The organism is Loktanella sp. DJP18 (assembly GCF_049310965.1).
GTDB lineage: Bacteria > Pseudomonadota > Alphaproteobacteria > Rhodobacterales > Rhodobacteraceae > Loktanella.
The window spans coordinates 21,112-31,241 of sequence record NZ_JBMERN010000041.1 but is presented as its reverse complement, the minus strand read 5'-3'; the positions used below and the strand labels follow the sequence as shown (position 1 = coordinate 31,241).

The window sequence follows — 10,130 nt, the reverse complement described above, 5'->3', positions numbered from 1 at the left end:
AAATCAATATGGCTGAATTAAGGATTGGGTAACAATGTCGTCATCGCGGCCAAGCTGTTTCCAGACTGCATGACAGGCGCAAGAAAAAGGCGCGTCGGACGAAGGTCCGACGCGCCTGATTCTCGCGATTGAAGGGTTGATCAGCCGTTCAGTTTGGCGACCTCTGCCGCAAAATCTTCCTTTTCGACGGCAATGCCTTCACCGACCTCAAGGCGTACGAAGCCCGTGATTCGGATCCCGGCTTCTTCGGCGGCCTTCTCGACTGTCAAGTCGGGGTTCACGACGAACGCCTGACCCATCAATGTCGACTCGGCCATGAACTTCGCCATGCGGCCGACGATCATCTTCTCGATCACGGCTTCCGGCTTGCCAGATTCGCGGGCGATGTCCATCTGGACGGACTTTTCCTTTTCGACCACCGCCGGGTCCAGATCCGCTTCGCCCAGTGCGGCCGGATTGGCAGCGGCAATGTGCATTGCGACCTGGCGAGCAAAGGCGGTATCGGTGCCTTCAAAGCCCACCAGAACGCCGATGCTGCCCATGCCGGGTGCGACGGAATTGTGGACGTAAGACACGACGTTCGCCGCGTGCACGGTCGCCATGCGGCGCACGTACATGTTCTCGCCGATCACGGCGATCGCGTCGGTGACGGTCTGGTCGATGGTCTTGCCGTCGACGGACGTGGCCTTCAGGTCCTCGACCGTTTCAACGGCAATGGCGGCGGTCGCGATCTTGCCGACCATCTTCTGGAAGTCAGCGTTCTTGCCGACGAAGTCGGTTTCGGAGTTCACCTCGACCGCGACACCCTTGCCGCCTTCGGTCGCCACGGCCACTAGGCCCTCGGCAGCGGTGCGGCCGGATTTCTTTGCGGCTTTGGCAAGACCCTTGGTGCGCAGCCAGTCGACCGCGGCATCCATGTCGCCATCGGTTTCGGTCAGCGCTTTTTTCGCGTCCATCATGCCAGCGCCGGTGGATTCGCGCAGTTCTTTGACCATTGAAGCGGTGATTGCCATGTTCACTCTCCTAAGCAGGGGAAATTCATTTGAAGCGGGCAGAGGCCTGTGGCCCCTGCCCTGTCTTTTCGACGCAGTCCGTGACGCTTATGCGTCGGCGGTTGCAGCGTCTTCTCCGGCCATCAGCTCTTCCATGGCACCCATGTCGACGCCAGCCGCGCCAAGCTGCGCGCTCATGCCGTCAAGGGCGGCGCGGGCGGCAAGGTCGCAATACAGCTGGATCGCGCGAGCGGCGTCATCGTTGCCGGGGATCACGTAATCCACGCCCTTAGGCGAGCAGTTGGTATCGACCACGGCCACGACCGGGATGCCCAGCTTCTGCGCTTCCAGAATGGCGAGGTCTTCCTTGTTCACGTCGATGACGAAGATCAGGTCGGGCACGCCGCCCATTTCGCGGATGCCGCCCAGCGATGCGGTCAGCTTGCCCTGCTCACGCTCCATGCCAAGACGCTCTTTCTTGGTCAGGCCGGCAAAGCCGTTTTCCGCCGCTTCGTCGATCTGCTTGAGGCGGTTGATCGACTGGGACACGGTCTGCCAGTTGGTCAGCGTGCCACCGAGCCAGCGGTGGTTCATGTAGAACTGCGCGGATTTTTCGGCGGCGTCCTTGATCGGGGCCTGCGCCTGACGCTTGGTGCCGACGAAGAGGATGCGGCCGCCCTTGGCGACGGTGTCGCGGATGACCTGCAGCGCCTGTTCCAGCATCGGAACGGTCTGCGTCAGGTCCATGATGTGGATGCCGTTGCGCGAACCGTAGATGTATTCGCCCATCTTGGGGTTCCAGCGCGCGGTCTGGTGGCCGAAGTGAACGCCAGCTTCAAGCAGCTGACGCATGGAGAACTCGGGAAGAGCCATGGTCTTATCCTTTTCCGGTTTAGCCTCGGCGGGGGTATCAGGCCGAAATGGCCCAACCGGTGGATCAGACGGGATTTCTCCCCGCCTCACCCGCCCCCGCCTGCGGGATACGTGCGCGTCCCATAAACGGGACAGGCCTGCAATGCAAGCGTGGTCGTGGGGGCTGCGCGGGGTGGTTCAGGATGCGTCGATCGCGATGCTCATGAAGGGTCGGCCGGTGACGACGGAATGTCCCGTCTTTGCCGTGACAATCCGTTCACCCTTGCGAAAGACGGTGGAGCCCGACGTGACGCCGAGTTTGCCCGCCTCGGCATCTGCCACGCGTGCGTAACCCAGTGCCGACATCTCCTGCGCTATGGCCGCGTCGATTTCGGTCGGGCTGATGGAAAAGCCGTTCGCCCTGATCCGACAGGCGCTTTGCAGGACCACGAAGATCGATCCGTCCGCAGGTGGATTGCCGACATTGCCCGCGATGGGTTTGGACAGCGCGCCGCTGCTGGACGGGGTGAACCCGGCAACGGTCAGGGCCGCGGTGTCGCGGGCGGCACCGGTCTGCTGCGCCACGCAGAACCGCAAGGCCGGGCGCACACTGGCCCCAAGGAAGCCGTCGATCGCCGCCGCATTGCGGGCCGCGATGACGGCGCGATCCTCGGGCTGTGGTTGCGGCGCGCAGGCCAGCAGGGTCAAGGCCGCGACCAGTGGAACAAGCGAGCTACGCATCTGTCGGCCTTCCCCGATTGCATATCGCGGGACCGTCACAAATGGCCGCCGCCCGGTCAACCCGCAAATGCGCCCGCAGTCAGAGGAATACCCTCTCGATCACCCAATAGACGGCGACCAGCGCGATCAGGACCGATGCGGGCATCGCGATCATGTGGGCATAGGTGTCATACATCCCCACGTTGACCGCCGCACCCGACAGTCCCAGCAAGACAGCAATGATCGCCAACAGCGGAAACAGGTCGCCCAGCAGGTCCGGGGCCCAGATCGACAGTGGCACGGCAATCGCCAGCACGGCCGCTGCGGCAAGCAGGTAAAGCGCTGCCGCCGGCACGCTGCGGAGGCCCTTCTCCGAATACTCACGCGCCATGTAGACACACAGGTAGGCGACGGCGATGACACAGATCTGTCCGATCTCGACCCCGATGTTGAAGCCGATCAGCGCGGGCACGAAGTTCTGTTCCGGCAGGCCGAACTGCGCGAGGACCGAGGCAAAGCCAAGCCCGTGCAGCAGACCGAAACCGAAGATGATGAAGGGTCGCCACGGCGACAGGGTGCGCAGAAAGATATTTTCGACCGCGACATATGCGATGGACAGGGCGATCAGCGGCTCCACGATGGAGGCCGGCACGGTGACATATCCCAGCGCCGCCAGCGCCAGCGTGATGGTATGTGCCAGTGTGAAGGCACTGACCTGCCACAGCAGCGGCTTCAGATGGGTGGACAGAAAGAACAAGCCCAGCACGAACAGGATGTGATCGACGCCCAGTGGCACGATGTGGTCGAACCCCGTCGGCACGTAAGAAAAGAAGGTCGCAGCGGCACCCATCGCATTGCCGCCCGTCAGGGCGATCGGGTCCGACACCTGCCCGGCCTCAAGGTATCCGTCGTAGGGATCATCCACACCCATCTGCCGCACGACAAGTGTGCCGTAGGACCGGACCCAGCCGATCTGGACGGTCTCTGCCCCCTCTGGCACCGGGGCCGTGAACTGGATGCTGGACAGGCGGGACAGGCTCTCGTCCTCGACTGCCGGAACCTGCACGGTGGTCAGGGTCAGCGGCAGGACCGCGTCGCCGGCCCGCACTGTGATGTTGTCGGCCATCTGTGGCCAGAAATCGCGGAACTGCGCGTCCAGCTCAGCCGCTGGCAAGGCGTGTAACTCGTCATAGGTCGCAGCCTGTGCTGCCTCGTCGGTATCGGCCACTGCGGCCTGATCGATCCCGGCCAGAAAACTCTCGATGTTCAACCGCATGTCGAAGACGAGCGTCCCGCCGTCCTGCGTCATGTCGGTAATCGACGGCAACACCTCGTGCGCCCGCGCCGGTGACGCGACCGTGACCGCCATCAGCACCGAACTTGACAAAACCCGCAGGAACCACACCCTGAAACCAACCCAAAAGGAACCTGTCATGCGTCGTCTTTTCCTTGCTTTCGCCGTGCTGGCGTCCCCCGTCAGCGCCCACGAGCTCTGGCTTGAACCTCAGGATTACACGGTCAGTCCGGAAGCTACGTTGAACGTGCAGATAGTCAATGGATCGGATTTCGAAGGGCAAAATCTTCCCTATCTGCCGCAGCGGTTCGTGCGGTTCGACGACGTAGTGGACGGCAGCACGTTTCCCATCCCCGGTCGCATCGGCGACATTCCGGCCGTCCAGATCAATGAACTGCCCGAGGGACTTAACGTGCTGGTCTATCAGGCCCGCAATGCGACAGTCGACTACGACGACTGGGAGACCTTCGTCCGCTTCAGCGAACACAAGGCCTTTCCCGGCATCCTTGCAGCGCATAGCGCCCGCGGGTTCGCTGAAGAACCCTTCAAGGAGGTCTATTCGCGTTATTCCAAGGCGTTGGTTGCCGTCGGCGAAGGCACGGGACAGGACAGCCGCACGGGCCTCGAGACAGAGATCGTCGCCTTGACAAACCCTTATGCCGACGACACCGCGGAGGGCATGTCGTTCCAGCTCTGGTATGGCGACCAGCCCCGCGCCGCGGCCCGGTTCGAGGTCTATGACCGCAGCCCCGCCGGCGACGTGACGCAGACCTTCTACACCACTGACGCGCAGGGCATGGTGACTGTCCCGGTCGCGGCGGGCCATACCTACATGGCCGACGCCGTGCTGATCCGCGAACCGGCAGAGGCGCTGGCGGAGGAGACCGGCGCGCTGTGGGAAACGCTTTGGGCGAACATCACCTGGGCCGTCCCCGGCTGACGTCTTGCGCGCCAGCCCGTGCCAAGCGATACGGGGCACCATGACACCCGCACCCGACATCCTTTGCATCGGTTCCGTCCTGTGGGACGTGATCGGCCGCACCGCAAGCCACATGCGGGCCGGGGCCGACGTGCCCGGCCGCATCACCCGCCTGCCCGGCGGTGTCGCGATGAACATCGCCATGACGCTGAAGCGCTTTGGCTTGCACCCCGCCTTGCTGACCGTCATCGGCCGCGACGCGGAAGGCAAAGGGCTGATCGCCGAGGCGCAGGGCATGGGCCTGATCTGCGACTACATCTACCGCTCGGACGACCTGCCCACCGACGTCTACATGGCCATCGAGGCGGCGAACGGCCTCATCGCCGCCATTGCCGACGCCCATTCGCTGGAGGCTGCGGGCGACAAGATCCTGCGCGCCCTGACCGACGGACGGCTGGGGTCCGAGGCGGCACCCTTTGACGGGGTCATTGCCCTTGACGGCAACCTGACCGAGGATCTGCTGCGGACCATTGCCGCCTCTGCGCTGTTCGCCCGCGCCGACCTGCGCGTCGCACCCGCAAGCCCCGGCAAGGCCGAACGCCTTCTGGCGCTGCTGGGCCATTCGTCCGCGACGCTCTATGTGAACCTGGAAGAAGCGGGGTTGCTGTGCCAGACACATTTCGACGACAGCGCAACGGCTTGTGCTGCGTTGCTGACGCGCGGCGCGCATCGCGTCTTGGTGACCGACGGAGGCCGCGCCGCCGCTGAAGGCACCGCCGGCGACGTCAACACCGCGCAACCGCCCCAGGTCCTTGTCACGCGCGTGACGGGGGCCGGCGACACCTTTATGGCGGCGCATATCGCGTCCGAACGCCAGGGCCTTGATCGCCCGGAGGCCCTTGCCCGCGCCCTCGACGCCGCCGCAACCTACGTATCGGGAGAGACCCCCCTATGACGATCCCCATGACCTTCAGCGCCGAGGTACAGGCCGCCCGCGATGCCGGCACCGCCATCGTGGCGCTGGAAAGCACCATCATCACCCACGGGATGCCGTTTCCGCAGAACGTCGAAACCGCGCGGCTTGTCGAACAGGACGTGCGCGACGCCGGTGCCACGCCCGCGACCATCGCCGTGATCGACGGCACCCTGCACATCGGGCTGGAAGCGGACGAGCTCGATGCGTTGGGTCAGGCCGAACACGTCGCCAAGCTGTCCCGCGCCGACATCGCCGCCTGCATCGCCATCGGCGGTACCGGAGCCACGACTGTCGCCGCCACGATGATCGCGGCACATCTGGCGGGCATCGCGGTCTCTGCCACCGGGGGCATCGGTGGCGTGCACCGCGGTGCAGAGACGACATTCGACATCAGCGCCGACCTGCACGAACTGGCACAGACCCCGGTGACAGTCGTGGCCGCCGGGGCCAAGGCGATCCTTGAGCTGAACAAGACCTACGAAGTGCTTGAAACTCTTGGTGTTCCGGTCATCGCTTTCGGGCAGGACTGCCTGCCCGCTTTCTGGTCGCGCACGTCCGATATGCCAGCGCCGCTGCGCATGGACACCGCCCGCGACATCGCAACGGCCCAGATCGTGCGCAATGTAATGGGCCTGCCTGGCGGGCAACTGGTGTGCAATCCGATCCCCGCCGCGGACGAAATCCCGGCCGCGGACCTGGCACCGATCATCGAAAAGGCGCTGGCAGAGGCCGCGGCGCAGGGTATCAGTGCCAAGGCCGTGACGCCCTTCCTGCTGGACCGGATCCTCACGCTGACCGAGGGCCGGTCTCTGACTGCGAACGTCGCCCTCGTGCGCAACAATGCCCGTCTTGCGGCCGCCATCGCCCGCGAATTGGGCGGCATCGCCGGATAGGTCGGGCATCGCGTCGGTGCCGCTTGTGAAGCCCTGCGCCGCGGCCTAGATGTGCCACATGATCGCACGGACGCAGCCATGACCTTTGAGCCCAACCATGACGACAAGCGTCCACGTCGACCCGGCCTGATCGGGCGGTTGCGCGGCAATTTCCTGGCCGGTCTGATCATCGTGGCCCCGATCGGTCTGACCTTCTGGTTGATCTATACGGTGGTCGGCTGGATCGACGGCTGGGTCTGGCCCTTTGTGCCGAATCGCTGGCACCCCGATGTGCTGATCAACCGCTGGTTCGGGACCGAAGCCGACCCCATCGCCATCGACGTGCGCGGCGTCGGCGTCGTCGTCTTTCTGATCTTCACCGTCATCGTCGGCTGGCTGGGCAAAGGTTACATCGGCCGCGCGGTGATCCGCTTTGGCGAACGCCTCGTCGACCGCACACCAGTCGTGCGCATTGTCTACAACGGCGTCAAGCAGATCGCCGAGACGGTATTCAGCCAGCGCGACACCTCTTTCGATCACGCCTGCCTTGTCGAATACCCCATGCAGGGGCTTTGGGCGATCGCCTTCATCTCGACTGCGGCCAAAGGCGAAATCGCGACCAAGGTGCCACATGACGAGGATATCGCGACGGTCTTTCTGCCCACGACGCCGAATCCGACGTCGGGGTTCCTGCTGTTCGTGCCACGCTCCAAGGTCATCATCCTCGACATGTCGGTGGAGGATGCGGCGAAACTGGTGATTTCCGCTGGCCTTGTCTACCCGAACTCCAAGGACCCGAGATTGCCGCCGGTCGCAGCTTGATCGCAGCGGCTCTGACCGGTTTCGCGACAGGCTTTTCCCTGATCCTGGCCATCGGGGCGCAAAACGCCTTCGTGCTGCGTCAGGGCCTCGCGCGAGCGCATGTGTTCTGGCTTTGCCTGTTCTGTGCGGCATCCGATGCGATCCTCATCACGGCGGGCGTGCTGGGTTTCGGAGTGATCGTCACGTTGTTCCCGGCCTTCCCGCGCATCATGGCGCTGGCCGGTGCCGCGTTTCTGTTCGTCTACGGCCTGCAACGCCTGATCGCGGCTTGGCGCGGTGACTATGCGCTGCATTTTTCGGGGCAGACCAAGGCGTTATGGCCCACTCTTGCCACGGCAGCCGCATTCACCTGGCTGAACCCGCATGTCTACCTCGACACGCTGGGCCTGATCGGCGCGGTGTCGACGGATTTCCACGACGCGGGGTTGAAGACCGCCTTCGGCACCGGGGCCGTCGTTTCGTCCTTCGTGTTCTTCTTCAGCCTTGGATACGGCGCACGATTGCTCGGGCCCGTGATGCAATCGGCGCGCGCGTGGCGCATGCTCGACACGCTGATCGGACTCGTGATGTGGATGCTGGCGGTCAAGCTGCTTAGCTGAACATCGCCCGCAGATCGACCGTGTCGTGTTGCCCCAGATCAGCCTTGTGCGCAGTCAGAAAGTCGTCCATCGCCGCGCGGCCAGCCGCTTTCAGGCGGGCAAGGACGATCGGCACGGGGATCGTCTTGGTCGCGACGTTCAGATCGTTCATCAGCGCATCGGCGTCGATCATGTGAATGAGGACCCGCTTCATCGTGCCAGGCGCGACCCTGTGGTCCGCCAACAGACGCCGGACGAAATCAACCGACCGCAGTTCGCGCAGAAGCGAGGTGTTGAAGCTGATCTCGTTGATCCGATTCGCGATGGCTTCGGGCGTTTTCGGCAAGGTGTCCCGCACGATGGGATTGATGCTGACAATCAGAACATCGTCCGGCAGATCCTTGTCATACAACGGAAACAATGCAGGATTGCCGCTGTAGCCGCCGTCCCAGAACGCCTCCGTCCGGTCTGTCGCCGGATCGAAGATCTCGACAGCCTGAAACAAGGTCGGCAGACAGGCGGACGCCATGAGGGCGTCGTTCGTGATCTCGTCGCCCGAAAAGACACGAATTTTGCCGGAACGCACATTCGTCGCCCCGACAAAAAGGCGCGGACCCTCCGCGCTGCACACATCCTCGAACCGCAGATCGTCGAGGATGCGGGCGAGCGGATTGCGCAGCATCGGGCCATAGACATAGGGCGATGTGGTGCGCGCCATTGCCTCGAACGCCTGAAAACCCGGCGACATCTCGAGCAGGGTGGCCATGCCCCTGACCGACGGTGCCAGGGCCGCAAGCCAGTCCTGAATCCATGGCGCGTTGATCGCGCCAACCTGCGCCCAGAACCAGTCCAGGTTCTTCTTTGCGCCGGCGCGTCCGCCCGCCAGCAATCCCGCTTTGAACGCGGCGGCGTTCATCGCCCCGGCAGACGTGCCAGTGATCGCCGCGACCTCGATATCCTCCTCCTCCAGCAAACGGTCGAGCACGCCCCAGGTGAAGGCCCCGTGCGCTCCGCCGCCTTGCAGGCCAAGGTTGATCCGGATCACAGGGCGGTCCAGCCGCCATCGACACTAATCGTCGTGCCGGTGATCTGATCGGCGTTGGCGGAACACAGGAATACCGTCGTGCCGCCGATCTGTTCGACGGTGGCGAATTCCTTTGAAGGCTGACGGTCCAGCATGACTTGCTTGATCACCTCCTCGCGGCCCATGTCGTACTTCTTCATCGTGTCGGGGATCTGCGCTTCAACCAGCGGGGTCAGCACGTAGCCGGGGCAGATCGCGTTGCAGGTGATCGGTTCCTGCGCGGTTTCCAGTGCCGTGACCTTGGACAGGCCGACGACGCCATGCTTGGCCGCGACATAGGCGCTTTTGTAGGGGGACGCCGTCAAACCGTGGGCCGAAGCGATGTTCACCACCCTGCCCCAACCCGCCTTGCGCATCAGAGGCAGCGCAGCGGCCGTCGTGTGAAAGGCCGAGGACATGTTGATCGCGATGATCCGGTCCCACTGGTCGACAGGGAATTCGTCGATCGGCGCGACGTGCTGGATGCCTGCGTTATTCACGAGGATGTCGCAGGCCCCATTGTCGGTGACCAGGCGGCGACAATCCTCCGGTCGCGACATGTCGGCGGCAACGTAGGTGACTTTCACGCCGAATGCGCGGGCCATGTCTGCGGCCAGTGCATGATCCTCTGCCCGGTCGGTGAAGGAATTGAGCACGACATCGGCACCCGCCCCGGCCAGCGCCCGCGCGACACCCAGCCCGATGCCGGAATTTGAGCCGGTAACGATGGCCGTCTTGCCCCTCAGTTCGTAGGTCATGTTGCATGCTTTCCTGATGCTGCGATTGCAGCATCGTCGCACGGATCGACACGCGGTGCCAATGCCCGTGGCCTTGGCCGACAGACTCTTGAAGATCGCATCGCAAGCGGCTGATTCGACTCCGTCATCCGGGGGTGAGTCGCCGTTGCCACGCCGCCTTGAGTCGTCGTGAATGGAAGCTTGTCAGGCGATTCGGTGTGCTTTAAAGCCTTGAAATACTGCATCCGGCCAAAAAAAACCCCGGCACGAAGCCGGGGTGTAGTTATTGAGGCAGGTTTCATACA

General features: G+C 63.8%; 11 protein-coding genes. 5 read left to right on the top strand and 6 right to left on the bottom strand.

The annotated features are described in order from the left end of the window. Positions 1-140: 140 nt before the first annotated feature. The 4 genes from tsf to ACOI1H_RS13025 all read right to left on the bottom strand — a co-directional run bounded on the left by tsf (position 141) and on the right by ACOI1H_RS13025 (position 3,999). Positions 141-1,013 carry a translation elongation factor Ts gene (gene tsf / locus ACOI1H_RS13040; protein WP_422438050.1) on the bottom strand — a complete coding sequence of 291 codons (873 nt, stop codon included), beginning with the start codon at positions 1,011-1,013 and terminating at the stop codon, positions 141-143. Between the two features lie 87 nt (positions 1,014-1,100). After that, entirely contained in the window at positions 1,101-1,865 is a 765-nt protein-coding gene (rpsB, locus tag ACOI1H_RS13035; protein WP_422438048.1) for a 30S ribosomal protein S2, read from the bottom strand. A 177-nt stretch (positions 1,866-2,042) separates the two neighbouring features. Further along, a complete protein-coding gene (locus ACOI1H_RS13030; RefSeq protein ID WP_422438046.1) occupies positions 2,043-2,585 on the bottom strand; it encodes a hypothetical protein in 543 nt (180 codons plus the stop codon). A 79-nt stretch (positions 2,586-2,664) separates the two neighbouring features. Further along, a complete protein-coding gene (locus ACOI1H_RS13025; RefSeq protein WP_422438044.1) occupies positions 2,665-3,999 on the bottom strand; it encodes a HupE/UreJ family protein in 1,335 nt (444 codons plus the stop codon). Between ACOI1H_RS13025 and ACOI1H_RS13020 the strand changes: the two genes are divergently transcribed. The 5 genes from ACOI1H_RS13020 to ACOI1H_RS13000 all read left to right on the top strand — a co-directional run bounded on the left by ACOI1H_RS13020 (position 3,998) and on the right by ACOI1H_RS13000 (position 8,046). Further along, complete coding sequence (locus ACOI1H_RS13020) at positions 3,998-4,798, top strand: DUF4198 domain-containing protein (protein WP_422438043.1); 801 nt, start codon at positions 3,998-4,000, stop codon at positions 4,796-4,798. The two genes, ACOI1H_RS13025 and ACOI1H_RS13020, sit on opposite strands and share 2 nt — an antisense overlap. A gap of 40 nt (positions 4,799-4,838) precedes the next feature. Next, positions 4,839-5,732 carry a PfkB family carbohydrate kinase gene (locus tag ACOI1H_RS13015; protein WP_422438041.1) on the top strand — a complete coding sequence of 298 codons (894 nt, stop codon included), beginning with the start codon at positions 4,839-4,841 and terminating at the stop codon, positions 5,730-5,732. After that, entirely contained in the window at positions 5,729-6,646 is a 918-nt protein-coding gene (locus ACOI1H_RS13010) for a pseudouridine-5'-phosphate glycosidase (protein ID WP_422438039.1), read from the top strand. Before ACOI1H_RS13015 ends, ACOI1H_RS13010 begins: the two co-directional genes overlap by 4 nt. Before the next feature lie 78 nt (positions 6,647-6,724). Continuing rightward, on the top strand, positions 6,725-7,447 hold the full coding sequence (locus ACOI1H_RS13005; RefSeq protein ID WP_422438037.1) for a DUF502 domain-containing protein: 723 nt from the start codon (positions 6,725-6,727) through the stop codon (positions 7,445-7,447). Then, positions 7,444-8,046 (top strand): LysE/ArgO family amino acid transporter, encoded by a 603-nt coding sequence (locus ACOI1H_RS13000; RefSeq protein WP_422438035.1) that lies wholly within the window; start codon positions 7,444-7,446, stop codon positions 8,044-8,046. Before ACOI1H_RS13005 ends, ACOI1H_RS13000 begins: the two co-directional genes overlap by 4 nt. Here the strand turns inward: ACOI1H_RS13000 and ACOI1H_RS12995 are convergent. Together ACOI1H_RS12995 and ACOI1H_RS12990 are read right to left on the bottom strand one after the other, a co-directional pair. After that, positions 8,039-9,070, bottom strand: coding sequence for a patatin-like phospholipase family protein (locus ACOI1H_RS12995; protein ID WP_422438034.1), 1,032 nt, complete (start codon positions 9,068-9,070; stop codon positions 8,039-8,041). The genes ACOI1H_RS13000 and ACOI1H_RS12995 overlap by 8 nt on opposite strands. Continuing rightward, positions 9,067-9,846, bottom strand: coding sequence for a 3-hydroxybutyrate dehydrogenase (locus ACOI1H_RS12990; RefSeq protein WP_422438032.1), 780 nt, complete (start codon positions 9,844-9,846; stop codon positions 9,067-9,069). Before ACOI1H_RS12990 ends, ACOI1H_RS12995 begins: the two co-directional genes overlap by 4 nt. Positions 9,847-10,130: the final 284 nt, after the last annotated feature.